The sequence below is a fragment of the Streptomyces sp. NBC_00988 genome, from assembly GCF_045162645.1.
Classification (GTDB): Bacteria; Actinomycetota; Actinomycetes; order Streptomycetales; family Streptomycetaceae; genus Streptomyces.
On sequence record NZ_CP108730.1, the window covers coordinates 8,461,484 to 8,486,682 of the forward strand.

Here is a 25,199-nt window from a genome sequence, read left to right on the forward strand (position 1 = left end):
CTGCCGGTCACTGCCCCGGAATCAGCAGCCCCGCCGCCGCTGCCGCCGTGCGCGGCCCCACTCCGAGGGCCAGTGCCGCCCGCAGGTCCTCGCCGGTGTCCACGTCCTGTCGTACGGAATCCACCGCGTCCAGGGCGAGTTCGTTCGCCCCCGAGGCGCGATGGCGGGCGCGGGAATCCGTGCCGAAAGCCGGGCGCAATTCGCGGCCCTCTCGCGCGGTGAGCAAGGTGGTGCCGATTGCGGCCGCGTCCGGGAGAAAAGCGCGCGGGAATTCGGCGGCCGCATCCAGGACCCGGGCCAATTCCGCGGGGCGCAGAGCCGGCAGATCGGCGTTCAGGGCCGCTACGGCGCTTTCGGGTCGGGAAACCCGCACGACCCCCGCCGCGTGCCGCAGAGCGGCGTTCAGGCCGCCTCCCGGCTCGTCGGCGACGATCCGGGCGCCCAGCGCGGCCAGTTCGCGGCCGGCCAGGGCGTCGTCCGTGACGACCGCCACATCGCGGACCGCCGGGCAGGCCAGCGCGGCCGCCACGGTGTCCTGCGCGAAGGCGAGGGCGAGGCCCGGGCGCAGCCCGTCGCCCGCGGTGTCCGAGAGCCTGCTCTTGGCGCGCGCCAGAGGCTTCAGGGGGATGACCAAGGTCCACTGCACGGGCGTTCCGCCCCTCTCTTGTCGCGGCCATTGTCACCCGGCACCCCTGGCGGTGTCGGTGGCGGGGCGTACGGTGTTCTCGACAGACCGACGGCCTGGGGCGACACTTGTGCGGCCCCCCGGGTCCAAGAGGAAGGTGTTCGCGTGCCCCGCCGCAGAATCGGGTTCTGGTACCGCTTCGCAGCGGTCCTCTGCAAACCTCCGCTGGTGGTTCTGATCAAGCGGGACTGGGGCGGAATGGAGCACATTCCGGCCGAGGGCGGGTTTATCACCGCGGTGAACCACAATTCACAAGTGGACCCCTTCGCATACGGACACTTTCAGTACAACACCGGACGTGTTCCGCGATTCCTGGCGAAGAGCAGCCTTTTCGGGAAGGGATTCGTCGGCGCCGCGATGCGCGGCACCGGACAGATCCCCGTCTACCGCGAGACCACGGACGCGTTGAGTGCCTTCCGCGCCGCGATCGACGCCGTGGAGCGCGGTGAGTGCGTCGCGTTCTATCCCGAGGGCACCATCACCCGGGACCCCGATCAATGGCCCATGGCCGCCAAGACCGGTGCCGCGCGGGTGGCCCTGCAGACCCAGTGCCCGGTGATTCCCGTAGCGCAGTGGGGCGCCAACGAATTGCTCCCGCCGTACGCCAAGAAGCTGCACGTCTTTCCGCGCAAGACCAGCCATGTGCTCGCGGGCCCGCCGGTGGACCTCACGCGGTTCTACGGCAAGGAGATGAGCCCGGACCTCCTCAAGGAGGCGACCGAGGTCATCATGGCCGACATCACCCGCCTGTTGGAGCGGATCCGCGGCGCGAAGGCGCCCGAGGTGCCCTACGATCCGCGCCGCGAGCGGATCGAGCAGCGGCGCCGGACGGCCGCGGAGACACAGGAGTTGGAGGCTCAGGCCCAGGCGGCACTTGAGCCGAAGGTCGAGCAGGAAGAGGGGCAGGGCACGTGAGCAAGCCGGTCAAGGCGGCTGTCTTCAGCGCCGGTTCGTGGGGCACGGCTTTCGGCATGGTGCTCGCCGACGCGGGGTGCGAGGTCACACTGTGGGCGCGTCGCCCGGAGGTCGCCGAGGCCATCAACTCCACGCGTACGAACCCCGATTACTTCCCCGGCGTGGAACTCCCGGAGAACCTGCGGGCCACCACCGACGCCGCCGAGGCCGCCGCCGACGCCGACTTCACCGTCCTGTCGGTCCCTTCGCAGACGCTGCGCGCCAACTTGGCCGACTGGGCACCCCTGTTGGCGCCCGACACGGTCCTCGTCTCGCTCATGAAGGGCGTCGAGCTCGGCTCCGTCATGCGGATGAGTGAGGTCATCGAGGACGTCGCCAAGGTCGGCCGGGACCGTATCGCCGTGGTCTCCGGGCCCAACCTCGCGCGCGAGATCGCCTCCCGGATGCCGGCTGCCGCGGTGGTCGCCTGCACCGACGAGGCCGTGGCCCGCCGGCTCCAAACCGCCTGCCACACGCCGTACTTCAGGCCGTACACCATCACCGACGTCGTGGGCTGCGAGCTCGGCGGCGCGGTGAAGAACGTGATCGGGCTCGCCGTCGGCATCGCGGACGGCATGGGGCTCGGGGACAACGCCAAGGGCTCGCTCATCACCCGCGGTCTCGTCGAGACGACCCGGCTCGGCCTCGCGATGGGCGCGGACCCGCTGACGTTCTCCGGACTCGCGGGCCTGGGCGACCTCGTGGCGACCTGCTCCTCGCCGCTGTCGCGCAACCACACCTTCGGCACCAACCTCGGCAAGGGCATGACCCTCCAGGAGACCATCGCGGTCACCAAGCAGACCGCCGAGGGCGTCAAGTCCTGTGAGTCCGTGCTGGACTTGGCCCGGCGGCACGATGTCGACATGCCCATCACGGAGACGGTGTTCGAGATCGTGCACGAGGGGAAGTCGCCGGTGGTGGCGGTCAAGGAGCTGATGTCGCGCAGCGCCAAGCCGGAACGACGTTGAGCGCTCCGCTGGGTGGGGCGGCGGGTGAGGGGTGCCTTGTGCCGTCGGGCGGCTGCGGCGCCGTCGTGGCTGGGCGCGCGGTTCCCCGCGGGGCGCTGATCGAACCGCCGCTCGTCAACGGACGCTGACTCGAAGCACTACCACCGGGTACTCTCATCGCGATATGAGCACCGAGAACCTCTCCCAGAGCCCCGAGCAGCCGCCTCGCAAGCCGCGTGTGGCCGTCGTGTTCGGCGGTCGCAGCTCCGAACACGGGATCTCCGTGGTCACCGCCGGCGCCGTCCTCGCGGCCATCGACCGGACCAAGTACGACGTCCTGCCGATCGGCATCACCCGCGAAGGCCGCTGGGCCCTGACCGCCGACGCCCCGGAGCGGATGGCGATCACCGACCGCCGCACCCCGGACGTCGACGAACTCGCCGAGTCGAGCGAGGGCGGAGTGGTGCTCCCGCTCGACCCCGGGAACCGTGAAGTCGTCGTCAGCGAACCGGGATCCGTGCCCAAGGCGCTCGGCGAGGTCGACGTCGTCTTCCCCGTCCTGCACGGCCCCTACGGCGAGGACGGCACCCTGCAGGGACTCCTGGAGCTGTCCGGTGTGCCGTACGTGGGCGCGGGTGTGCTCGCCTCGGCCGTCGGCCAGGACAAGGAGTACATGAAGCGGGTGTTCACCTCGTTCGGCCTCAAGGTCGGCCCCTACGTGGTGATCCGGCCGCGCGAGTGGCAGCGGGACGAGTCCGCCGCGCGCAAGAAGATCGTCGACTTCGCGGGCGAGCACGGCTGGCCGCTGTTCGTGAAGCCCGCGCGCGCGGGGTCGTCGATCGGCATCACCAAGGTCGACGACCTGTCCGGTCTCGACGAGGCGATCGAGGAGGCGCAGCGGCACGACCCGAAGATCCTCGTGGAGGCCGCGCTGCGCGGCCGCGAGATCGAGTGCGGGGTCCTGGAGTTCGAGGACGGACCGCGCGCGAGTGTGCCCGCCGAGATTCCGCCGCCCCAGGAGCACGCCTACTACGACTTCGAGGCGAAGTACATCGACTCGACCCCGGGTATCGTGCCCGCCCCGCTGACGCCGGAGGAGACCGCCGAGGTCCAGCGGCTCGCGGTGGACGCCTTCGACGCGGCCTCCTGCGAGGGGCTTGTGCGGGCGGACTTCTTCCTTACTGAAGACGGCGAGTTCGTCATCAACGAGATCAACACGATGCCCGGGTTCACGCCGATCTCGATGTACCCGCAGATGTGGCAGGCCAGCGGTGTCCCCTACGGGGAGCTGGTCGATCTGCTGGTGCAGGCGGCGCTGCGCCGGTCCACGGGACTTCGCTGAGCCGCTCGCTCCGGTGGCTTGAGCCGGGCTAGTCGGCGATCCCCGCGGGGATCGCCTTCTTGACGGACTTCGCGAGGTCGACCAGGGGCGCCATGCCGTCTCCGGTGCGGTCCTTCGGGATGGTCACCTCTACGTAGGCCTTCCGCAGCGTCGTGGTGAAGCGGAAGGAGCCGTCGTCCTCCTTCTGGAGGAGCCAGCCGACGCCGTTCACCTCGACACCGTCGGCCTCCGGGTCGTTCATCTTGGCGGGTCTGACGACACCGCAGCGCAGTATGATCGCCGGGTTCCCCCAGCCCGCGGTCAGTGCGGACGCGGGCTCGGGATCCCGGCGGCCCTGGTCGTCGACCTTCGACGGCAGCACCTTGTCCAGGTTCCGGCACAGCCCGGTGACCTTCGCGCCCGGCGAGGGAACCGCCGCCGACGCGCTGTCGTCTGCTGAGGAGCAGCCCGCGACGGTGATCAGCGCGGCGAGCACGGACAGCCCGATGACAGAACGGTGCCGGTGACGGAGAGAGTTCACCGGCCAAGGGTAGACGGGGGCTACAGATGCACCACCGGGCAGGTCAGGGTGCGGGTGATGCCGTCCACTTGCTGGACTTTGGCGACCACCATGCGGCCGAGGTCGTCGACCGTGTCGGCCTGGGCCCGCACGATCACGTCGTACGGTCCTGTCACGTCCTCGGCCTGGATCACTCCAGGGATCTTGCTGATCGTTTCGGCGACGGTCGACGCCTTGCCGACCTCCGTCTGGATCAGGATGTACGCCTGTACCACGGAACCTCCAGGGCGGCCACGAGGATCATGTGGGGAAAAGGAACGCCACGGTATCGCGTCGCCGCTCGCCGCGGGGAGACCCGCGGAGGCCCGACACGACTTGGCCCCCGTGCCGGGGCGCGGGCACGACTGAAGTCGACGGTCACCTCGACCGTACCGAGCACACCGACGGCTCGCGACCGGGCGCTGCCGTCACGAGAAGAGGACGAACGATGAAGGGCACCGTCGGTGAGTTGGGGGAGTTCGGGCTCATCAGGGAGCTCACTTCCCGGCTCACCACCACCCCCGCGGTCCGGGTCGGCCCCGGCGACGACGCCGCGGTCGTGGCCGCGCCCGACCGCAGGGTCGTGGCGAGCACCGACATCCTGCTGGAGGGCCGCCACTTCCGCCGCGACTGGTCCACGGCCTACGACGTCGGACGCAAGGCCGCCGCGCAGAACCTCGCGGACATCGCGGCCATGGGCGCCGTACCGACCGCGCTGCTCCTCGGCCTGGTCGTACCGGCCGAACTCCCGGTCACCTGGCCCATGGAGCTGATGGACGGCCTGCGCGACGAGTGCCAGGTCGCGGGTGCCTCGGTGGTCGGCGGCGACGTCGTACGCGGCGACACGATCATGGTGTCGATCACCGCGCTCGGCGATCTGCGCGGCCGCGAGCCGGTCACCCGGGGCGGCGCGCAGCCCGGTGACGTGGTCGCCGTGACGGGCTGGCTGGGCTGGTCCGCGGCCGGGTTCGCGGTGCTGTCGCGGGGCTTCCGCTCGCCGCGCGCGTTCGTGGAGGCGCACCGGCGCCCCGAGCCGCCGTACCACGCGGGTCCGGCGGCGGCCGGGCTCGGCGCGACCTCGATGTGCGACGTCAGTGACGGGCTGATCGCCGACCTCGGGCACATCGCGGAGGCCAGCAAGGTCCGCATCGACATCCGGTCCGGTGCGATCGACGTCCCGACGCAGATGAACGACATCGGGCAGGCCGTCGGCGTCGACCCCATCCAGTGGGTGCTCACCGGGGGAGAGGACCACGCGATCGTGGCGACCTTCGCGCCGGACGTGAAGCTGCCGGCCCGCTGGAAGGTGATCGGCGAGGTCCTCAACCCGTCGGCGCTGCCCCAGGTGACGGTCGACGGGGCGCCCTGGACCAGCAAGGGCGGCTGGGACCACTTCGGGGACATCGAGTCGTGAAGCCCCTCGTGCTGACGGTGGCCGGCTCCGACTCCGGTGGAGGGGCCGGGATCCAGGCCGACTTGAAGACGATGCTCGTGCTCGGCGTGCACGGCATGAGCGTCGTCACGGCGGTCACCGCGCAGAACTCCCTCGGCGTGCAAGGGGCTTGGCAACTTCCGGCGGAGGCGGTGCGCGCCCAGTACCGCAGCGTCGTCGACGACATCGGCGTCCAGGCCGTGAAGACCGGGATGCTCGCGTCGGCCGAACTCGTCGAGACGGTCGCGGCGTTGATCGGCGGCACGGACGTCCCTACCGTCGTCGACCCGGTGGGCATCTCGAAGCACGGGGACTCGCTGCTGGCGGCCTCCGCGCTGGACGCCGTGCGGACGAAGCTGTTGCCGGTGGCCACCGTGGCCACGCCGAATCTGGACGAAGTGGCGCAACTCACCGGCGTGCGCGTCGACTCGGAGGAGCAACTGCGGGAGGCCGCGGCTGCTGTGCTGTCGTACGGGCCGCGTTGGGTGTTGATCAAGGGCGGTCATCTGCCGGGTGACGCCGTGGATCTGCTCACCGACGGTACTGAGGAGCACTGGCTGCGGGCGCCCCGGTACGACAACCGGCACACCCATGGGACCGGCTGCACGCTCGCTTCGGCGATCGCGTCACAGCTGGCGAAGGGGCAGTCGGTGCCGGAGGCCGTGGCGGTGGCGAAGGACTACGTCACCGGGGCGATCGCGGCGGGGTTCGCGCTGGGTGGGGGGATCGGGCCGGTGGATCACGGGTGGGCGTTGCGGCGCGAGGCTTTCTGAGAGAGCACCGCAAAAAGCCGGCCCACACGAGGTGGACCGGCTCGATGCAGCGAACCAGCAGTGGCCGCGCGCTCAGCAGTGCGTCAGCGCGAGACCTTGCCGGCCTTGATGCACGAGGTGCAAGCGTTCACGCGCTTCGGCGTCCCACTGACCACGGTACGGACGCGCTGGATGTTCGGGTTCCAGCGACGGGACGTACGGCGGTGCGAGTGCGAGATGTTGTTGCCGAAGCCCGGCCCCTTGCCGCAGACGTCGCAGTTGGCAGCCACGGGTCACTCCAAAGACTTCAGATGCACAGATGCACTTACGGATGATCCCGGCATGCCGGGATCGAGATCGTAGGATCTGGAAGTGGCACTGCCAGGGGGGATGGCCCGATCGGGATCGGGCAACCGGAGCAGCATACAACGACCGCGCCAGTACAACGAAACTACCATGCCTGGTCGGGGGCCCGCTCCGGCCCTCCTCGGGCCCGGGCCGCTCCGGGGTCTACGCTGCGTTGCCAGTCCAGCAGCTCAAGGAGGCGCAGGTGCCGCAGGTGCCGCAGACATTCTTCGATGCTCTCGCGGTGCGCACCTGGTGCGGTCTCGCGCTGCGGGCGCTGGGGCGTGCGCGCGAGGAGATCGACGCGATCAACGTGTACCCGGTGGCCGACGGGGACACCGGCACCAACCTGTACCTGACCATGGAGTCCGCCGTCGCCGCGGTCGACGCGGTGTTCGACGGACACGGCACCCTGACCGAGCGGAAACCGCCGCTGGCCGACGCCGCCCGCGCGATGGCCCACGGGGCGCTCATAGGGGCGCGCGGCAACTCCGGGACGATCCTCGCGCAGCTGCTCCGGGGCATGGCCCAGGTCCTCGCCGCCGACGGTGAGACGGCTCACACGGACGGAGAAGGCCTACGGCTCGCGCTGCGCCGCGCGGCCGACTCCGCCCGGCACGCGGTGGCCCACCCCGTCGAGGGCACGGTCCTCTCGGTCGCCTCGGCGGCGGCGGACGCGGCCGACGGCACCGACGGCGACTGCGGGACCGTCGCACGGGCCGCCTACGAAGGAGCGTGCGCGGCGCTGGCCGCAACCCCGGGGCAACTGGCCGTCCTAGAGCGCGCGGGAGTCGTCGACGCGGGCGGGCGGGGGCTGGTGGCGGTGCTGGCCGCGCTGGTGGAGACGTTCACGGGGGAGGTGCCGGTCTTCACGGTCCTGGAGGCGCACGCACGCGTGGAGGCCGTTCTGGATTCAGGTGCTCCCGAAGGCACCCCTTGCGAGGGCGGTGGTCCCGCCTTCGAGGTGATCTACCTCCTGGAAGCCGACGACTCGGCCGTGACGCGGCTGCGGGAGCGGCTGGACGCCCTCGGCGACTCGCTCGTCGTGGTCGGCGGCGACGGCCTGTGGAACGTCCATGTACACGTCGACGACGCGGGTGCCGCCGTGGAGGCGGGTGTCGAGGCCGGACGGCCGTACCGGATCCGGATCACCCACTTCGGGCTCGGTGACGTCCACACCACCGGTGCCGAACGGCCGCCCAGGGAGCGCGCCCAGCGGGCCGTCGTCGCCGTGGTGCCGGGGGAGGGTCTTGCCGGGCTCTACGGCGAGGCCGGCGCGACCACCGTGCTCGCGCGCCCCGGGGAGCCGCCCGCCAGCGGGGAGTTGGTCGCGGCCGTACGGCGGGCACACGCGCGTGAGGTCGTGCTGCTGCCCAATGACGCCGAGCTGCGTCACACCGCCGCCGCTGCCGCCGAGCAGGCCCGGGCCGAGGGCATCAGGGTCGCGCTGATCCCGACGCGCTCCGCGGTCCAGGGGATCGCCGCCCTCGCCGTGCACGAGCCGGAGCGCCGCTTCGACGAGGACGTCGTCTCCATGACCTCGGCGGCGGGCGCGACCCGCTACGCCGAGGTCGCCGTCGCCGAACGCCAGTCCTGGACCATGGCCGGCATCTGCCAGGCCGGGGACGTCCTGGGCCTCGTCGACGGCGACGTGGCGGTGATCGGCGCCGATGTCACGGCCACCGCCCGGGCCGTCCTCGACCGCATGCTCGCGGCCGGCGGTGAGCTGGTCACGCTCGTCCTCGGCGACGACGCACCCGTGAGCGTCGCCGACATCCTGGAGATGCACGTCCGTGAGTCGTACCTCGCCGTCGACACGGTGGTGTACCGGGGCGGCCGGCAGGGTGCCCTGCTGCTCATCGGCGTGGAGTAGGCACCAGCCCCACCCCAACTTCCCCTACTTATCGGTCTGCTCCTCCATCAGCTGGAGCAGCTGCTCCGCCTCGGCACGACGGGCCCGTACCGTCTCGTCGCCGTCGTCGGCACCCTCGTAGGCCTTCAGCACGCCACGCGCGCGTGCCGCCGCATCGGCGGGGCGGCTGAGGTCGGCCTCCAGCCAGCCCGCGGCGAGTTCGGCGGCGGTGCGGGTGTGCACCGCGCCCTCCCCGAGGGCGGCGAACACGGTGACGGACTCCGCGGTCTGCGTCAGGGCGTCCTCGAACGCGGCCTGGATCGCGGTGTCTTCGGCCTCTTCCGCGACGGAACGAGCCAGCAGCTCACCGAACTGCCGGTGGGTGTGGCCGAGTTCACCGGTGAGCCGCTGCCGCGCCTCCTGGTCGTCGGTCACGAGCAGCGCGGCCTCGCACTCCTCGATCGCGCCCGCCATCAACTCCCGCGCGCGGTCCAGGCCCCGGTCCGCCCGGTCCGCGCGCAACGCCAGCCACGCGCGGGCGCGCAGCGAGCGGACGAGCCCGTGCACGTTCCCCAGGGACCGCCACAGGTCGCCCGCGCGCTCGTACGCCTGGTCGGCCTCGGCGGGCAGCTCCGCGTGGCCCAGCGACTCGGCGGCGAGGTGGGCGAGCGTCGCGTGGTCGTTCTGCTCGGGCCAGGTCCGGGCGATCTCGGCCGCCTGCAACCGCCGTTCGGCCGCCGCGCGGTGCTCGCCCAGCTCGCTGAGACAGTCACCGAGCCACCACTGCGTCTGGACGATCGCGCCGTCGCCGTGCGTCTCGACGCTCAGGTCGGGCAGCGCCGACTCCAGCACCTCGGCGGCCTCGGCCCACCGGCCCTGGCGCAGCAGGAAGCCACCGAGCTGGTGCCGCGCCCAGGCGCCCAGCGTCGGCCCCTCACCCGCCTCGTCGGACCAGTGAGCGGCCTCCAGGGCATGCTCAGCGGCCTCCTCGGACCGCCCCCGGCCCCCGAGCACCTCGGCGAGCTGGAGATGCAGCTGGGCCCGTCCAGGGGCCTCCAGGTACGGTCCGCCGTGCTCCAGGGCCGCCCGCAGCGCGCGCTCCGCCTCCGTGACGTCGCCGAGGTGATGGGCGAGCCCGGCCAGCCGGGCCTCGTACTCCACCGCGAACCACGGCAGCCCCGCGACGACGAACGCCGTCGACGCCTTCGAGAACAGCCGCACGGCCGTCTCCACATCCCCGCCCCGCACCGCGAGTTCAGCCAGCATCGCCTGCCCCTCGGCACCCCGCGCGGCCAGCCGCACATCGGCCACGTCACCCGGAAGGGGCTGCCCCTCGACGAGGGCCAGCACTTCCCGTACGGCGGCCTCGGCGGCGGCCAGATCCCCGCTGTCGGGTTCGTGGTCGGGGGAGTCCCCGTGGACCCTGCGCATCAGGATGCGCGCCCGGCTCATCAGCACGGCCGCCGTCTGCCGTACGCCCGTGCCGTCCTCGGCGTACAGGGCGAGCACCCCGTCGTACGGCTCGGCGATCGCCGCGAGAGCCTCGTCGACCTCGCCCGTGAGAGCGCGTACGTACGCTCCACGCGCGCGTGCCGCCCACGCCTCCCCGGGGTCGCCCGCCTCGGCGAACAGCCCGGCCGCGCGGTCGAAGAGGGCGATGCCCTCGGGGCCCCGGTCCATCGCCTGGTGGTCGGCGATCTCGGCGCGGTCGCGGGTGGACAGCTCGACGTCGTCGGCGGCCCGGGAGACCGCCAACCAGGCCTCCACGGCGTGTGGTTGGAGGGTGTCCGACAGCCGTCGCGCCTCCGTGAGGAGCGCGGTGAGGTCCTTCTCCGGGATGACCTCGGGTGCCGCGGTCGGTACCGGTGTCGCGATCGGCCGGCCCGCCGAACGCACTCCCAGGGGGAGCCGTTCCACCAGCGGCCGCTGGTCCATGCGCGCGCGTGCCCGGTCGCCGACGTGGGTCGTGCCGTTGCGCTGGTCGAAGCGGGCGGCCAGGGAGAGGGTCTCCACGCGTGCGTGGGCGGCGAGTTCGTGTGCCGTCCAGGTCCGGCCGGTCGGGCCCGGTACCTGCTGGTCGCCGAGGCCCAGCTCGGTCAGGCGGTCCATCAGCAGGGTCACCACGGAGAGGAAGTCCAGTCCGCTGCGCGGGTTCCCGGAGTCGGTGAAGTACGCCGGACGCTCCGCGAGCAGCTCCAGACCGCGTGCCTCGTTGCCGCTCAGCGCGCAGAACTCCACGTGGTCCGCGTAGGCGCCCCGCATGCTCTCCATGGGCCGTACGAGACGGAAACCGCGCAGGTGATGGGCGCGCGCTTCGTCGGCCCGCCCGAGGCGCAGCAGCGGGGTCAGGGAGGACGCGAGGACGGTGTGCGGCTCGTGGGCGCAGGTGAACTCGCCCTCCAGGACCGGCGCCCACAGATCGAGGGCCTCGGCGTACCGCTCCTGGTGCACCTGCCACTCGCCCTGGGTGTGCAGTTCGCACGCGTGGCAGTCGGCCATGGTGTCGCGGTCGGCGGCCAGCCACGCGGCGTACGCCCGCTCGGCCCGCGCCAGGTCGCCGACGTGCGAGGCGACGCTGAACTCGGCGCTGCGCACGGCCCGTTCGGAGTGTCCGGCCAGCCGGTAGCGGTGCTCCATCTCGCCGAGCCACTTCTCGATCGACGCGAGCGGGATGTGCGGCTGGCCCAGCATCCCGGACGACATCCACTTGAAGACCCAGTGCAGCGAGTGGACCTCGTACTCGTCGAAGTCCTCGGGCCGCTCGTCCCACATGCGCAGCAGGCGCGCGAAGGGGACGAACATCTTGTCCTTCTCGGAGCTGTAGTTGTAGACCTTCAGCTGGTGTCCGAGCGCCTCGATCACCGCGAGCGGGACGTCCAGCTTCTCGGCCTCGCCCAGCAGCTGCTCCGCGCGCGCGTTGCGGGCCGGCCCCTCCGGCTCCTCGGAGTTCTCCGCCATCGCCCGGCGCAGCGCGTCGAAGTCCGTGATCCCTGTCATCAGTGCTCGCCCTCCCCGTGTGTGGCCCACTCCAGGAGGCCGATGAACGCCCGGTTCAGCAGTGCCGAATCGGCGGGGCGCAGTGGTCGCTGCGCCATCAGGAGTGCCTGCCCGTAGAGCGACTCCGTGGCCGTCCCGATCAGGTCCCGGTCCCCCAGCGAACTGATCCGCCGGATCAGCGGGTTGAGGTGGTTGAGCACGAGACGCGCGCGTGGAGCACTGCCCCGCAGCGAGCCCAGGATGCCCGCCCACAGGTCGTCGGCCTGTTCCTCGGCCTCCGCGCGGGCCTGCTCGTGCCGGGCGGACCGGTCGTCCAGGTGCAGCGCGGGCACCGACAGCGGATGGAAGGCCCGCAGGACGACATCGCAGCCCAGGGGGTCCAGCTTGGCCCGCGCGGCGGCCAGGAAGTCCGCCAGCGCCAGCTCCTCGGCCGGGTCCACCGAGTCCAGGTGCGCGGTCACGGTGTCCGAGTCCAGCTCGGCGACCACCGTCCCCGGGCGCACCGACGGCAGCGCCTCGACCAGCTCGCCGTCGTAGGTGTAACCGCCGTTGATCACCCCGATGCCCTGCGCGGACGCGATCGGGGCGACCTGCCGGTACTCCTCCACGGTCCGCGTGAAGTGCACCACCGGGTGGCGCTGTGCGAACTCCTCCAGGGACACCCGTCCGTCGGTCGTCTCGAACGGGAGCCACGGCAGCATCGTGCGCAGCATCTCCTTGTCGTGCCGCGCCAGGGACTTCACCCCCAGGTGGTGCACCGACAGGAACGCGGCAAGACGCTCCGGATCACCCGCCGCGAGCCCGGTCAGCCAGGCCCGGATCCGCTCTCCGAGCGCCTCCCGTACGGCGGCCAGCGTCTCGTCCTCGTACAGCGACTCGCGCGAGGCCGTGGGCCGCAGACTGTCCGTGTCCAGCACACAGCGCACGAAGAACGCCCAGTCGGGCAGCAGCTGTTCGGCCCGCTCGGTCAGCAGCATGCCCTTGAGATGCACCCGGTGACTCGCCCGCTGCGCCGGACTCACGGCACCGGGAAGGACGTAGGCCACCCCCCGGATCCCCGCGAGCGGCACGGACAGGTCGATCGAGTCCAACGGCGTGAACCCGAACAGCTCGTGACAGTGCCGCGCCAGCGCCACCCTCCGGGTGCTGGGACTCGGGTACGACCGGTCCCAGGGCGCGGGCAGGTCGGTGACCGCCTCGCCGTCCACGCGCACGTCGTACGGCAGCAGCGCCCCGAAGTCCCGGGCCAGCGCGAGGACCTTCTCCTTGGTGAGCCACTCACCGGCGCCCGCACGCGCCACCAGGTGCACGGTGGTGCCCGGTTCGGGGCGTTCAGCGTCGGGCAGGGTCCGCACGGTGTACGAGCCGTCGTCGGTCGCCGTCCACTCCACGGGCGGCGCGTCGGGCGTACGGGCGCTGCGGCTGACGACCCGGATCCGCTCGGCTACCACGAAACAGGCGAGCAGCCCGATGCCGAACTGCCCGAGGAAATCGGAACGGGCCTCCTGGAGCCCGTCGGCGCGCTTGGAGCTACGGCCGATGGTCGCGAGGAGGTTGTGCACGTCCGCCTCGGTGAGCCCGACGCCGGAGTCCTCGACGCGCAGGGTGCCCCCGTCGGCGAACAGCCGTACCAGGGCAGGGGAGTCGGGCTGCTCGGCCCGGCGGGCGGTGATCGCGTCCACGGCGTTCTGCAGCAGCTCGCGCAGATAGACCTTGGGGCTGGAGTAGAGGTGATGGGAGAGCAGGTCCACCAGACCGCGCAGGTCGACCTGGAACGTGTGAGGTGACTGGGATGCCTGGGATGACTGTGAGGTCTGGGAGTCCATCGTCGCAGCGCCGAGGTGGGGGAAGTGCGAACGGCGCGAGGGTCGGGCGGTCCCTGTGAGGCGGTGACCGCGGGGGATGGCCGGAGCGCGCCATCCTAGGCCTCGAACGACCCGCCTGACCAGGAGTTTCGCAAGACGTATACGGCATTGTCAGTGGCGTGGTGTGCAATGGATCTCGTGCCCGCACTGGAAGAACCACTGAAAAAGGTGCTCGGCCCCGCCACCGCGAAGGTGATGGCCGAGCATCTCGGCCTGCACACAGTGGGCGACCTCCTGCACCACTACCCGCGCCGGTACGAGGAGCGGGGCCAGCTCACACACCTCGCCGAGCTGCCGATGGACGAGCACGTCACCGTGGTCGCCCAGGTCGCCGACGCCCGGCTGCACACCTTCGCGTCCAGCAAGGCCCCCCGGGGCAAGGGGCAGCGTCTCGAAGTCACGATCACGGACGGCAGCGGCCGGCTCCAACTCGTCTTCTTCGGCTCGGGAGTTCACAAACCCCACAAGGAACTGCTGCCGGGCACGCGCGCGATGTTCGCCGGCAAGGTCTCCGTCTTCAACCGCCGTCTTCAACTCGCTCATCCGGCGTACGAGTTGCTGAAGGGCGACGCCGAGGAGACGGTGGAGACCTGGGCGGGCACCCTGATCCCCATCTACCCCGCCACCTCCAAACTGGAGTCCTGGAAGATCGGCAAGGCCCTCCAGACGGCACTGCCCAGCGCCCAGGAGGCCGTAGACCCGCTCCCGGACTCCCTCCGCGAGGGCCGCGGCCTGGTCTCCCTCCCCGAGGCCCTCCTCAAGATCCACCGCCCCCACACCAAGGCGGACGTCGCCGCAGCCCGCGACCGCCTCAAGTGGGACGAGGCCTTCGTCCTCCAGGTCGCCCTGGCCCGTCGCCGCCACGCGGACTCCCAACTCCCGGCCGTAGCCCGCAAACCGTCCCCCGACGGTCTGCTCTCGGCCTTCGACGACCGCCTCCCGTTCACCCTCACGGACGGCCAGGTGAAGGTCTCCAAGGAGATCTTCGACGACCTGGCGACGGAACATCCGATGCACCGACTGCTGCAGGGGGAGGTTGGTTCGGGCAAGGCGCAGCCGCTCGACTCGCTCGTGCTCACGCCTGCCGGGTTCCGTCGTATGGGCGATCTGAAGGTGGGGGACGAAATTGTTGTGCCGGACGGGGAAATCGCGCTGATCGACGGGGTCTTCCCCCAGGGAGAGCGCGAGGTCTGGCGCTTGGTCCTTTCCGACGGAAGCCACGTGGAGTGCGACGACGAGCATCTGTGGATCGTCGGCACGAGCCGCGGATGGCACCGAGGACAAGCTCCCCAAGTCATGACGACCAGGGAGATCCGCCTGGACACGTTCAAGGCCGACGGATCTTCGAAGTGGTACCTCCCGGCGGCGGCCCCGGTCGATCTCGGAGACGACTGCGGACTGCCTCTCGATCCCTACCTCTTCGGTCTTCTCCTGGGAGACGGCTCATTCCGGCATGATCTGCGATTTTCCACGATCGACGACGAGATTCGTGATGCCGTGGCGACAGCTGTGGCCCCGGAGTGCCAAGTGGTCCCGGTAAAGGGTCCTTGCTGCGACTTCACCATTCAGCTCGCCCAACGGGCCGGAGGCGTCCGCAACCCCGTGATCCAGACCCTGCGTGGGTTGAGTCTCTGGGGTGTCACATCTCACGGCAAGTTCGTTCCCGACGAGTTCAAGAACACCTCGGTCAAGAACCGTCTTGCTCTGCTGCAAGGGCTGCTGGACACGGATGGCACCGTCCACGCGGACGGCTTCAGCATCTCGTTCTGTTCCGCCTCGCTCGCACTGGCGAACGATGTCGCTTGGCTGGTGCGTTCGCTCGGCGGTCGAGCGCGCGTCCTGCCGAAGAAGGCGGCCTTCAACGTCTCCGTGGCCCTGCCTGACGAATATGCTCCGTTCAGGCTCGTCCGCAAGGCCGAACGAGTAGGGCCCAGGCCGAAATACAACACCTTCCGCCGCGGAATTCGAGCAGTTGAGTACGTCGGACGTAAGCCCGTCCAGTGCATCAGCGTCGCGCACCCCAGTCATGCCTACGTCACCGACAACTTCACAGTGACCCACAACACCATGGTGGCCCTCCGAGCCATGCTCGCCGTGGTCGACGCGGGCGGTCAGGCCGCGATGCTCGCGCCCACCGAAGTGCTCGCGCAGCAGCATCACCGGTCGATCACCGAGATGATGGGGGAGCTGGCCGAGGGCGGGATGCTGGGCGGAGCCGAGCGGGCCACCAAGGTCACGCTGCTCACCGGCTCCATGGGGACGGCCGGCCGCCGTCAGGCCCTCCTCGACCTCGTCACCGGCGAGGCCGGGATCGTGATCGGCACGCACGCGTTGATCGAGGACAAGGTCCAGTTCCACGACCTGGGCCTGGTCGTGGTCGACGAACAGCACCGCTTCGGCGTCGAACAGCGCGACGCCCTTCGGAGCAAGGGCAAGCAGCCCCCGCACCTCCTCGTCATGACCGCCACCCCCATCCCGCGCACGGTCGCTATGACGGTCTTCGGCGACCTGGAGACCTCGGTCCTCGACCAACTCCCGGCAGGCCGCTCACCCATCGCCAGCCATGTGGTCCCCGCCGCCGACAAGCCCCACTTCCTGGCCCGCGCCTGGGAGCGCGTCCGCGAGGAGGTCTCCAACGGCCACCAGGCGTACGTCGTCTGCCCACGCATCGGCGACGAGGACGACGACCCCAAGAAGGCCGGCAAGAGCAAGAAGAAATCCCTGGAGGACGAAGCCGAGAAGCGCCCCCCGCTCGCGGTCCTCGACATCGCGGCCCAGCTCGCCAAGGGCCCGCTCCAGGGGCTGAGGATCGAGGTGCTGCACGGCCGTATGCACCCCGACGACAAGGACGCCGCGATGCGCCGCTTCGCCGCCGGGGACACGGACGTCCTGGTCGCGACGACGGTCATCGAGGTCGGCGTCAACGTGCCCAACGCCACGGCCATGGTGATCATGGATGCCGATCGCTTCGGGGTCTCCCAGCTCCACCAGCTCCGCGGGCGAGTGGGCCGTGGCTCGGCCGCCGGACTCTGCCTCCTGGTCTCCGAAATGCCCGAGGCCAGCCCGGCCCGCCAACGCCTCAACGCCGTCGCCTCCACCCTCGACGGCTTCGAACTCTCCCGCATCGACCTCGAACAGCGGCGCGAGGGCGATGTGTTGGGGCAGGCGCAGTCCGGTGCGCGCACTTCCCTCCGGGTCCTGTCGGTCATCGAGGACGAGGAGGTCATCGCGGAGGCGCGGGAGGAGGCGACGGCGGTCGTCGAGGCCGATCCCGAGTTGGAGCGCCTCCCGGGCCTGCGTGTAGCACTGGACGCGTTGCTGGACGAGGAAAGAGAGCAGTACCTGGAGAAGGGCTAGGGGCCACCCACCCAGGGGCGCGGGGAACTGCGCGACCAGCCACACTGATACCTGAAGACGCCCACAAGCAAGGACTCAAGATGACCCGCGTGATCGCCGGCGAAGCCGGCGGACGTCGACTCGCAGTGCCGCCAGGCACCGGCACCCGCCCCACCTCCGACCGCGCACGCGAGGGCCTCTTCTCCACCTGGCAGTCCCTCCTCGGCGCTCCTCTCAACGGCGAACGAGTCCTCGACCTCTACGCGGGCTCAGGCGCCATCGGCCTCGAAGCCCTCTCCCGCGGCGCGAGCCACACCCTCCTCGTGGAGGCCGACCCGAAGGCCGCCCGCGTCATCAGGGAGAACGTCAAGAACATCGGCCTCCCCGGTGCCGAGGTCAGGGCGGGCAAAGCGGAGCAGATCGTCCAGACGCCGGCGCCGGCAGACCCGTACGACATCGTCTTCCTCGACCCGCCGTACGTTGTCGCAGATCACGATCTTCGGGAGATTCTGCTCACACTCCGGTCCGGGGGCTGGCTCGCGCCGGACGCGCTCGTCACCGTGGAGCGCAGCACCAGAGGCGGCGAATTCGGGTGGCCGGACGGATTCGACGCGATCCGGGCCCGTCGCTACGGCGAGGGGACCTTTTGGTACGGTCGCGCCGCCTCTACGTGCGAAGACGCACGATGACCGGACCGGAGAGCGAGGGAACTCAGTTGCGCCGCGCCGTTTGTCCGGGGTCGTTCGACCCCATCACCAATGGACACCTCGACATCATCGCCCGTGCCTCCAGGCTGTACGACGTCGTGCACGTCGTCGTGATGATCAACCAGTCGAAGAAGGGCATGTTCACCGTCGACGAGCGGATCGAGCTGATCGGCGAGGTCACCGCGGAGTTCGGCAACGTCCAGGTCGAGGCGTACCACGGCCTGCTCGTCGACTTCTGCAAGCAGCGCGACATCCCGGCCATCGTCAAGGGCCTGCGCGCGGTCAGCGACTTCGACTACGAACTGCAGATGGCCCAGATGAACAACGGGCTGTCGGGCGTCGAAACCCTGTTCATCCCCACCAGCCCCACCTACAGCTTCCTGTCGTCCTCGCTGGTCAAGGAGGTCGCGCAGTGGGGCGGCGACATCTCCCACCTGGTGCCGTCGATCGTCCTGGAAGCGCTCCACGAGCGGCTCGGCCAGGGCTGAGGCACTGACAGTGCGTCACCCGGTGTCGGGCGGGGCGGGTGTGGTCGTACAGTCGACCCGTCCGTCTCCAACACGTCGGTAGAGAGTGGCGAGCACACGGTGGACGTGCAGAAGAAGCTCGACGAGATCGTCGCCTCGGTCTCCAGCGCCCGGTCCATGCCCATGTCGGCCTCGTGCGTGGTCAACCGCGCCGAGCTGCTCACGCTCCTCGAAGAGGTGCGCGCGGCCCTGCCCGACTCGCTGGCGGAGGCGCAGGAGCTGATCGGCGGCCGGCACGAGATGGTCGAGCAGGCCCGCCAGGAGGCCGAGCGGATCATCCAGACCGCGCACGCCGAGCGCGGCTCGCTGATCTCCGACACCGAGGTCGCCCGCCGCTCGCAGAACGAGGCGGACCGCATCCTCGCGGAGGCCCGTCAGGAGGCCGAGGAGGTCCGCGCGGAGGCCGACGACTACGTCGACTCCAAGCTCGCCAACTTCGAGGTCGTCCTGACCAAGACCCTCGGTTCGGTCGGCCGCGGCCGCGAGAAGCTGCTCGGCACGGGTCCCGGCATCGACGACCAGGGCTACGAGGACGAGGACGCCCCCGAGCGCAGCCACGACCCCGAGACCCTGCGCCGCGACGCCGACGCGTACGTGGACGTCAAGCTCGGCGCCTTCGAGGCGGTGCTCGCCAAGACCCTGCAGGCGGTGGGGAAGGGCCGGCAGAAGCTGCACGGCCGGCTCGCCAGCGACGACCTCGGCGCCCTCGCCCTCGACGACGACGGCAACCAGGTCCAGCACACCAGCGACGCCGACTACCTCGCCGACCTCGCGACCGTCACGGACACCCCGGTCTCGGCCACCCCGCTCCAGCCCGAACAGCAGGACTACGCCCCGCAGGCGGCCTACGACTACCAGCAGACCGCGCAGCAGCAGGACCCGTACGGCTACCAGCAGCAGGGGTACGTCCAGCCCCAGCAGCAGGACCCCTACGGGTACCAGCAGGCCGACCCCTACGCCTACCAGGGCTACGACACCGGCCAGCAGCCCGTGTACGACCCGAACCAGATGCAGCAGGCCCAGCTCGACCCGCAGCAGACCCAGCAGGCCCAGGCTCAGCAGGGCTACGCGCTCGACGAGACCAGCCTCTTCGACACCGGCATGATCAGCGCGGAGCAGCTGCGGGCCTACGAGCAGGGTCGCGGCCTGTAGCGATCCGGGCCGGTGGCCGAGAGCGCACACCGGATTGGGCCGTGAGCGAAAGGTCCAGTATCCTGGCTCTTCGGTCGCGTGTACGTCCGCGATCACCGCTGCCCGGAAGCACCGAAGGGCAGCGCCCCATGAGCTCAGCAGACCGAAAGAACAGGGATGGCTCTGAACGCCCGCCTCGACCACCGCAACCCTCTCGTGTTCGACACTCACGAGCTGGGTCGGCGTCCTGGTGCGCTGCAGCGCCTGAACCGTTCGATCGACGCTCCCAAGGATCTCGGGATCCAGGGGGTCATCGGAGTGCCGGAAGGCGCCCCGGTGGAGCTCGACCTCCGCCTTGAGTCCGTCATGGAAGGGGTGCTTGTCACAGGCACCGCCCGTGCAACGGCCAAGGGGGAGTGCGTAAGGTGTCTGGAGCCGCTGGAGCTGTCGCTCGAAGCGGACTTCCAGGAGATGTTCTCGTACCCTGACGCCGACGACCGTGGCCGCGTAAAGGCGGAACCGGTCGACGACGCCGAGGAAGACGAGGACAGGCTCTTCATCGAGGACGGCTTGTTCGACCTCGAATCCGTGCTGCGCGATGCGGTGGTGCTCGCACTGCCGATGCAGCCGGTGTGCCAGGACGACTGTCTGGGCCTCTGCTCCGAGTGCGGGGTACGGCTCACGGACGACCCGGACCACCACCATGACGCCGTCGACATCCGTTGGGCGGCACTGCAGGGACTCGCCGGTTCACTCGAAGACGGCGAGAAGGACGAGATCAGTGGCGAAGCGCCCCGACCGGCGCGCGCCAACGAGAAGCAGGAGAAGTAGCCGTGGCTGTTCCGAAGCGGAAGATGTCGCGCAGCAACACGCGCCACCGCCGGTCGCAGTGGAAGGCTGCGGTCACCCCTCTGGTTGCGTGCGAGCGCTGCCACGAGCCCAAGCAGCAGCACATCGCGTGCCCTTCTTGCGGCACGTACAACAAGCGCCAGGTCCTCGAGGTCTGAGCGGCTGGTGAGAGGCTCCATGTCTGACGTCAAGGCGGACTCAGTCGCCAAGAAACAGGCGGACACGGCCTCGTCCCACACGCTGTTGGAAGGGCGGCTCGGGTATCACCTCGAGTCCGCCCTTCTGGTGCGTGCGCTGACCCACCGTTCGTACGCGTACGAGAACGGCGGTCTGCCGACGAACGAGCGGCTGGAGTTCCTCGGGGACTCCGTGCTCGGCCTCGTCGTCACGGACACGCTGTACACCACCCACCCCGACCTGCCCGAAGGCCAACTGGCCAAGCTGCGGGCCGCGGTGGTCAATTCTCGTGCACTTGCGGAGGTCGGTCGCGGTCTGGAACTCGGCTCCTTCATCCGGCTCGGCCGTGGTGAAGAGGGCACGGGAGGCCGGGACAAGGCGTCCATCCTCGCCGACACCCTGGAAGCGGTGATCGGCGCGGTCTATCTCGACCAGGGCCTCGATGCGGCCTCCGAACTGGTGCACCGCCTGTTCGACCCGCTCATCGAGAAGTCCTCGAACCTCGGTGCAGGCCTGGACTGGAAGACCAGTCTCCAGGAGCTCACCGCGACCGAGGGGCTCGGTGTCCCCGAGTACCTGGTCACGGAGACCGGCCCCGATCACGAGAAGACCTTCACTGCTGCCGCCCGCGTCGGAGGCGTCTCGTACGGCACCGGCACCGGCCGCAGCAAGAAGGAGGCGGAGCAGCAGGCCGCCGAGTCCGCCTGGCGGTCCATCCGGGCCGACGCGGACGAGCGAGCCGAGAAGGCGAAGGAGGCGGCCGAACAACAGGCCGTCGAGACCGCCGCCGAGGCCGCTGAGCAGCCTGCCGAGGAGAACACCGACACGTCGTCGGCCTCCGCCTGACCGAACAGCGCGACCCGAGCGCCCGTCCCCGAGTGGGGCGGGCGCTCGGCTCATTCACCCGTGACCACAGGGGATGCCATGCCCGAGTTGCCCGAGGTCGAGGTCGTCCGGCGCGGTCTGGAGCGGTGGGTCGCCCAGCGCACCGTCGCCGACGCCGAGGTACTGCATCCGCGTGCGGTACGACGTCATGTCGCCGGCGCCGACGACTTCGCGCACCGGCTCAAGGGACATCGGATCGGCACCCCGAGCAGGCGCGGCAAGTACCTGTGGCTGCCGCTGGAGGACACCCACCAGGCGGTGCTCGCGCACCTCGGGATGAGTGGTCAACTCCTGGTCCAACCACACGAGTTGCCCGACGAGAAGCATCTGCGCATCCGGGTCCGGTTCGCCGACTCCCTCGACACGGAACTCCGCTTCGTCGACCAACGCACCTTCGGTGGGCTGTCGTTGCACGACACCACTCCGGACGGGCTGCCGGACGTCATCGCGCACATCGCGCGTGACCCCCTGGACCCGTTGTTCGACGACGAGTTGTTCCACCAGTCCCTGCGCCGCAAGCGGACGACCATCAAACGGGCCCTGCTCGACCAGTCGTTGATCAGCGGAGTCGGCAACATCTATGCGGACGAGGCCCTTTGGCGGGCCCGCGTCCACTACGAACGCCCGACCGCGAGCTTCACCCGCCCGCGCACCGCCGAACTCCTGGGCCACGCACGGGATGTGATGAACGCGGCCCTCGATGTGGGCGGCACCAGCTTCGACAGCCTGTACGTCAACGTGAACGGCGAATCGGGCTACTTCGACCGCTCGCTCGACGCGTACGGCCGCGAGGGTCTGTCGTGCCGGCGCTGCGGTACGCCGATGAGCCGGCGGGCGTGGATGAACCGGTCCAGCTACTTCTGCCCCAAGTGCCAGCGGGCGCCGAGGGTTTAGCGGCTGCCGAGGGTCTAGAGGGCGCCGCGCGTCTCGTCGTAGCGCGTGCGGGCGGCGAGGACGTCGTCCATGTGGGACTCCATGAACTCGACCAGTCCCTTGAGGCGTTCGGCGACGCCGTGTCCCAGCGGGGTCAACTCGTAGTCCACACGCGGCGGGTTGGTCGGCTGGGCCTCGCGGTGGACCAGGCCGTCGCGCTCCAGGGCGTGCAGGGTCTGCGAGAGCATCTTCTCGCTCACGCCGTCGACGCGGCGCCGCAGTTCGTTGAAGCGCAGCGAGCCCTCGTGCAGCGCGCACAGGGTGAGTCCGCCCCAGCGGCCCGTGACGTGCTCCAGGGTGCCTCGGGAGGGGCAGGCCTTCGCGAAGACGTTGTACGGGAAGCTCTGCTCCTCCGTACGCTCCTGGGTCGTGTCCATGTCGCCAGGGTACGCGAACACAGCGCTAACCGACAGGGAGCACTAACCGGTGGTTAGTGCTCCCTGTCGGTGTGTTCGTCCTAGTACCCGAAGTCCTGCGTCCACCAAGGGCCGCCGGTGCCGAAGTGCACACCGACGCCCAGGGTCTTGAAGTCGCAGTTCAGGATGTTGGCCTTGTGGCCGGCGCTGTTCATCCAGGCGTCCATGACCGCGGCCGCGTCGGCCTGGCCGCGGGCGATGTTCTCGCCGCCGAGGTTGGTGATGCCGAGCTTCTCCGCCCGGTCCCACGGGGTGGCCCCGCTGGGGTCGGTGTGGTCGAAGAAGTCCTGGTCGGCCATCTGCTGGCTGAAGTTCTCGGCCAGGGTCGTCAGCGAGCTGTTGGCGGCCACCGGGCTGCAGCCGACGAGCGCCCGCTGCTCGTTGACGAGCTTGAGCACCGCGGCCTCGGCGGCGGCCTCCGCGGAGACCGTCACCGGTGCGTCGGCGGACTGCGTGGGCGCCGGAGTGGTGGGCTTCGCCGAGGGAGCCTTGGTCGTCGGCTCCTCGGTCGGGGTGGCCGCCGGCTTCTTCGCCGGGGCCTTGGTGGCGGGCGCGGTGGCGGACTTGGTCGGAGCCGCCGACGGGGAGGCCGCGCGGTTCGCGTCACGGCTCGTGGACGAGCCGTCGTCGCGGGACTCCGCGCTGCCGGAGGTACCGCCCTGCTCGGTCGCCGAGTTGGACGGCGAACCGGCGGCCTGCACCTTGTCCGAGCCGCCACCGCCGCCGAGCTTGTAGTTGTCCAGCCCCGGCATCGCGCCCGCGGCGACCGCGACCGTGCCGATGGCGACGGCGGCGGAGACACCGAGCAGGCCCGTCTTGACCGGCGTCACGCTCTTGCGCTTACGACGGCGACCGCGGCCCGGGCGTGAGCCGTCGCCCCGGGAGGAGGTGGGGCCCGCCGCCTCGGGGAAGACCACGGCGTAGTCCTCCTCGGTGGCGAACAGATAGGCCTCGCTCTTCCGGCGGGAGTCGGCCTTGAGCCGGCTCTCGGCCTTCAGGCGGGCCTCGCTCTTCGGCGGGACCTCGTGGTTCGCGCGGCCCTCGTGGACCCGGTGGTCCGTGGGGGCCTGGTGGTTCGGGTGGGGCTGGTGGAACTCGGCGGGACCCTCCGGGTGGAGATAGGGCGCCATGCCGATCGTCGAGCCGTCGGCCGGGTTCCAGTCGAAGCGGTCGTTCCGGTTGGAGTGGTCGGCGCGGTCGTTCCAGTCGTACGAGTCATGCGGGTCGTAGCCGCTCGTGTATGAGCCGTGCGTCTCTGTGACCCCCGTGGCGCGGCTCGTGGCGGCGCGGCCGGCGGCGGAGCGTCGGTGGCGTCCCATGTCCTTGCCTTTCGTCCTTGCGGTCAACTCGTCCGTGCGGTGACCCAGCTCACTCGATCGAGTGAGTTTCATATGAGATTCATTGGGGCGGACGGTACCGCATGGCGCGAGGGGAGCAAGTGCCCAGAGAGGTTTTGGCCGGTTAGGTTGCAGCCATGAGCGAGGATGTGCGGATGGTCGCCTGGGTGCGAGGGCGTGTGCAAGGTGTGGGTTTTCGGTGGTTTACCCGTGCCAAGGCTCTGGAGATCGGCGGCCTGAGTGGTTTTGCTCTCAATTTGGGCGACGGACGCGTCCAAGTGGTCGCAGAGGGATCACGTGAGGGCTGCGAAGGACTCCTCGACTGGCTCCAGGGGCACGACACGCCCGGGCGCGTGGACGGCGTCACCGAGATCTGGGACACACCTCGCGGCGGCTACGACGGCTTCGCGATCCGCTGAGCACAAACTGCGAAACGGTGTAAAGCGGCCCTGGCGGAAGCGGAGGGACATGCCACCGGCAGCTGCCCTCAGCAGAAACTGCCTGGTGGTTGCCAAGAACGGCTCGCTCTGGCAGGCTCCGCACCTAAGGATGATCGCCACACCCAGCGAGGCCCCGTAGGAGTCGCAGCGCCGCCCGGTCAGGGCCGCGTGCCCCCGGGTCGCCCGCCAATACGGGGCGTGATCGTGTTGACCGTCAAACTTTTTGGTGAGACTCTGAAAGCCCCGCGCACCTTAGCTGTTTGGCATGGAAGAACAGCAGAGCAACACCCCAGTTTGTCAAGCATCGCGGGTGCGATTCCCTCACGACCCACACCGCTTCGGTCGGTCACTCAGTGTGGAGGACCATCCATCATGGCAAAGGCGCTTCTCGGTTACGTCGGCGGCTCTGACCCGCGACTCCTCGCCGAGATGCGACGGCTCCAGCAACGCGTCCAGGACCTGGAATCCGAGCTCGTTCGGATCCAGGACGAGAACGACGCGCTGACGGCTGCCGCAACTCACGATTCGCTTCTCGAGCTCGACGCACGCCAGGCGGAGCCCGCGCTCACCTGATCACTGCGACGCACCACATGACAAGCAGTGGTCGGGCGGCCTGCATCAACCGCTGAATTGTCAGAGTTTGCAAGGGACGCTTCGGCGTCCCTTCTTTCTTTCCCCCGTGCTGCCTCCACCCTCTTTAACGTTTGGTGTGCCCTGCACGTTCAAGGGCGAAACCGCGGGGAACCGGACGT

Annotated in this window: 24 protein-coding genes; 16 read left to right on the forward strand and 8 right to left on the reverse strand. The window is 70.1% G+C overall.

All coding sequences use genetic code 11. The annotated features are described in order from the left end of the window. Positions 1–7: 7 nt before the first annotated feature. Positions 8–646, reverse strand: coding sequence for a 2-phospho-L-lactate guanylyltransferase (gene cofC, locus OG496_RS38990; protein ID WP_405974205.1), 639 nt, complete (start codon positions 644–646; stop codon positions 8–10). Positions 647–790: 144 nt separating this feature from the next. Here cofC and OG496_RS38995 point away from each other — a divergent pair, with 144 nt between their 5' ends. From OG496_RS38995 to OG496_RS39005, 3 genes are all read left to right on the forward strand, one after another. Then, on the forward strand, positions 791–1,600 hold the full coding sequence (locus OG496_RS38995) for a lysophospholipid acyltransferase family protein (protein ID WP_405974206.1): 810 nt from the start codon (positions 791–793) through the stop codon (positions 1,598–1,600). After that, positions 1,597–2,607, forward strand: a complete 1,011-nt coding sequence (locus tag OG496_RS39000) for an NAD(P)H-dependent glycerol-3-phosphate dehydrogenase (protein WP_405974207.1) — start codon at positions 1,597–1,599, stop codon at positions 2,605–2,607. Before OG496_RS38995 ends, OG496_RS39000 begins: the two co-directional genes overlap by 4 nt. Before the next feature lie 163 nt (positions 2,608–2,770). Then, complete coding sequence (locus OG496_RS39005) at positions 2,771–3,928, forward strand: D-alanine--D-alanine ligase family protein (RefSeq protein ID WP_366490164.1); 1,158 nt, start codon at positions 2,771–2,773, stop codon at positions 3,926–3,928. A 28-nt stretch (positions 3,929–3,956) separates the two neighbouring features. Here the strand turns inward: OG496_RS39005 and OG496_RS39010 are convergent, their stop codons facing one another. Continuing rightward, complete coding sequence (locus tag OG496_RS39010) at positions 3,957–4,448, reverse strand: DUF3515 domain-containing protein (protein WP_366490165.1); 492 nt, start codon at positions 4,446–4,448, stop codon at positions 3,957–3,959. Between the two features lie 20 nt (positions 4,449–4,468). Then, on the reverse strand, positions 4,469–4,702 hold the full coding sequence (locus OG496_RS39015; protein ID WP_003997603.1) for an Lrp/AsnC family transcriptional regulator: 234 nt from the start codon (positions 4,700–4,702) through the stop codon (positions 4,469–4,471). Positions 4,703–4,914: 212 nt separating this feature from the next. Here OG496_RS39015 and OG496_RS39020 point away from each other — a divergent pair, with 212 nt between their 5' ends. Together OG496_RS39020 and thiD are read left to right on the forward strand one after the other, a co-directional pair. Further along, positions 4,915–5,880 carry a thiamine-phosphate kinase gene (locus OG496_RS39020; protein ID WP_019058663.1) on the forward strand — a complete coding sequence of 322 codons (966 nt, stop codon included), beginning with the start codon at positions 4,915–4,917 and terminating at the stop codon, positions 5,878–5,880. Further along, positions 5,877–6,671, forward strand: coding sequence for a bifunctional hydroxymethylpyrimidine kinase/phosphomethylpyrimidine kinase (gene thiD / locus OG496_RS39025; protein ID WP_405974208.1), 795 nt, complete (start codon positions 5,877–5,879; stop codon positions 6,669–6,671). The genes OG496_RS39020 and thiD overlap by 4 nt, the downstream gene beginning before the upstream one ends. Positions 6,672–6,754: 83 nt before the next feature. Here the strand turns inward: thiD and rpmB are convergent, their stop codons facing one another. Further along, positions 6,755–6,940, reverse strand: coding sequence for a 50S ribosomal protein L28 (rpmB, locus tag OG496_RS39030; RefSeq protein WP_003973430.1), 186 nt, complete (start codon positions 6,938–6,940; stop codon positions 6,755–6,757). A 260-nt stretch (positions 6,941–7,200) separates the two neighbouring features. Between rpmB and OG496_RS39035 the strand changes: the two genes are divergently transcribed. Continuing rightward, a complete protein-coding gene (locus tag OG496_RS39035; RefSeq protein ID WP_366490167.1) occupies positions 7,201–8,868 on the forward strand; it encodes a DAK2 domain-containing protein in 1,668 nt (555 codons plus the stop codon). A gap of 24 nt (positions 8,869–8,892) precedes the next feature. Here OG496_RS39035 and OG496_RS39040 read toward each other — a convergent pair whose 3' ends face one another. Further along, complete coding sequence (locus tag OG496_RS39040; protein ID WP_405974209.1) at positions 8,893–11,844, reverse strand: tetratricopeptide repeat protein; 2,952 nt, start codon at positions 11,842–11,844, stop codon at positions 8,893–8,895. Then, entirely contained in the window at positions 11,844–13,670 is a 1,827-nt protein-coding gene (locus OG496_RS39045) for an HSP90 family protein (RefSeq protein ID WP_405974210.1), read from the reverse strand. The genes OG496_RS39040 and OG496_RS39045 overlap by 1 nt, the downstream gene beginning before the upstream one ends. Before the next feature lie 168 nt (positions 13,671–13,838). Between OG496_RS39045 and OG496_RS39050 the strand changes: the two genes are divergently transcribed. The 8 genes from OG496_RS39050 to mutM all read left to right on the forward strand — a co-directional run bounded on the left by OG496_RS39050 (position 13,839) and on the right by mutM (position 22,215). Further along, complete coding sequence (locus tag OG496_RS39050) at positions 13,839–17,066, forward strand: helicase-related protein (RefSeq protein WP_405974211.1); 3,228 nt, start codon at positions 13,839–13,841, stop codon at positions 17,064–17,066. Between the two features lie 47 nt (positions 17,067–17,113). After that, entirely contained in the window at positions 17,114–17,734 is a 621-nt protein-coding gene (gene rsmD, locus OG496_RS39055; protein WP_366490412.1) for a 16S rRNA (guanine(966)-N(2))-methyltransferase RsmD, read from the forward strand. Between the two features lie 26 nt (positions 17,735–17,760). After that, positions 17,761–18,240, forward strand: coding sequence for a pantetheine-phosphate adenylyltransferase (coaD, locus tag OG496_RS39060; protein ID WP_366490413.1), 480 nt, complete (start codon positions 17,761–17,763; stop codon positions 18,238–18,240). 99 nt (positions 18,241–18,339) lie between these two features. Further along, on the forward strand, positions 18,340–19,431 hold the full coding sequence (locus OG496_RS39065; protein WP_366490173.1) for an ATP synthase F0 subunit B: 1,092 nt from the start codon (positions 18,340–18,342) through the stop codon (positions 19,429–19,431). A gap of 156 nt (positions 19,432–19,587) precedes the next feature. Then, positions 19,588–20,241 carry a DUF177 domain-containing protein gene (locus OG496_RS39070; RefSeq protein ID WP_033282673.1) on the forward strand — a complete coding sequence of 218 codons (654 nt, stop codon included), beginning with the start codon at positions 19,588–19,590 and terminating at the stop codon, positions 20,239–20,241. A 2-nt stretch (positions 20,242–20,243) separates the two neighbouring features. After that, positions 20,244–20,417 carry a 50S ribosomal protein L32 gene (rpmF, locus tag OG496_RS39075; RefSeq protein ID WP_015657589.1) on the forward strand — a complete coding sequence of 58 codons (174 nt, stop codon included), beginning with the start codon at positions 20,244–20,246 and terminating at the stop codon, positions 20,415–20,417. Between the two features lie 19 nt (positions 20,418–20,436). Then, positions 20,437–21,282, forward strand: a complete 846-nt coding sequence (rnc, locus tag OG496_RS39080) for a ribonuclease III (protein ID WP_399387526.1) — start codon at positions 20,437–20,439, stop codon at positions 21,280–21,282. Between the two features lie 78 nt (positions 21,283–21,360). Beyond that, positions 21,361–22,215, forward strand: coding sequence for a bifunctional DNA-formamidopyrimidine glycosylase/DNA-(apurinic or apyrimidinic site) lyase (mutM, locus tag OG496_RS39085; protein ID WP_405974212.1), 855 nt, complete (start codon positions 21,361–21,363; stop codon positions 22,213–22,215). 14 nt (positions 22,216–22,229) lie between these two features. Here mutM and OG496_RS39090 read toward each other — a convergent pair whose 3' ends face one another. Continuing rightward, complete coding sequence (locus OG496_RS39090; protein ID WP_366490177.1) at positions 22,230–22,631, reverse strand: helix-turn-helix domain-containing protein; 402 nt, start codon at positions 22,629–22,631, stop codon at positions 22,230–22,232. 80 nt (positions 22,632–22,711) lie between these two features. After that, on the reverse strand, positions 22,712–23,989 hold the full coding sequence (locus OG496_RS39095; protein WP_399387530.1) for a CAP domain-containing protein: 1,278 nt from the start codon (positions 23,987–23,989) through the stop codon (positions 22,712–22,714). Positions 23,990–24,144: 155 nt separating this feature from the next. Here OG496_RS39095 and OG496_RS39100 point away from each other — a divergent pair, with 155 nt between their 5' ends. Beyond that, a complete protein-coding gene (locus tag OG496_RS39100) occupies positions 24,145–24,426 on the forward strand; it encodes an acylphosphatase (RefSeq protein WP_365306918.1) in 282 nt (93 codons plus the stop codon). A gap of 393 nt (positions 24,427–24,819) precedes the next feature. Then, complete coding sequence (locus tag OG496_RS39105; protein ID WP_033282668.1) at positions 24,820–25,020, forward strand: hypothetical protein; 201 nt, start codon at positions 24,820–24,822, stop codon at positions 25,018–25,020. The last annotated feature ends 179 nt before the right edge of the window (positions 25,021–25,199 follow it).

Bases quoted from the DNA above. Each gene is read 5' to 3' on its own strand.
- OG496_RS39005 (WP_366490164.1), top strand. From the start codon at position 2,771: ATGAGCACCGAGAACCTCTCCCAGAGCCCCGAGCAGCCGCCTCGCAAG.
- OG496_RS39020 (WP_019058663.1), top strand. From the start codon at position 4,915: ATGAAGGGCACCGTCGGTGAGTTGGGGGAGTTCGGGCTCATCAGGGAG.
- OG496_RS39040 (WP_405974209.1), bottom strand. From the start codon at position 11,844: ATGACAGGGATCACGGACTTCGACGCGCTGCGCCGGGCGATGGCGGAG.
- OG496_RS39045 (WP_405974210.1), bottom strand. From the start codon at position 13,670: ATGGACTCCCAGACCTCACAGTCATCCCAGGCATCCCAGTCACCTCAC.
- OG496_RS39050 (WP_405974211.1), top strand. From the start codon at position 13,839: ATGGATCTCGTGCCCGCACTGGAAGAACCACTGAAAAAGGTGCTCGGC.
- OG496_RS39070 (WP_033282673.1), top strand. From the start codon at position 19,588: ATGGCTCTGAACGCCCGCCTCGACCACCGCAACCCTCTCGTGTTCGAC.
- rnc (WP_399387526.1), top strand. From the start codon at position 20,437: ATGTCTGACGTCAAGGCGGACTCAGTCGCCAAGAAACAGGCGGACACG.
- mutM (WP_405974212.1), top strand. From the start codon at position 21,361: ATGCCCGAGTTGCCCGAGGTCGAGGTCGTCCGGCGCGGTCTGGAGCGG.
- OG496_RS39090 (WP_366490177.1), bottom strand. From the start codon at position 22,631: ATGGACACGACCCAGGAGCGTACGGAGGAGCAGAGCTTCCCGTACAAC.
- OG496_RS39095 (WP_399387530.1), bottom strand. From the start codon at position 23,989: ATGGGACGCCACCGACGCTCCGCCGCCGGCCGCGCCGCCACGAGCCGC.
- OG496_RS39100 (WP_365306918.1), top strand. From the start codon at position 24,145: ATGAGCGAGGATGTGCGGATGGTCGCCTGGGTGCGAGGGCGTGTGCAA.
- OG496_RS39105 (WP_033282668.1), top strand. From the start codon at position 24,820: ATGGCAAAGGCGCTTCTCGGTTACGTCGGCGGCTCTGACCCGCGACTC.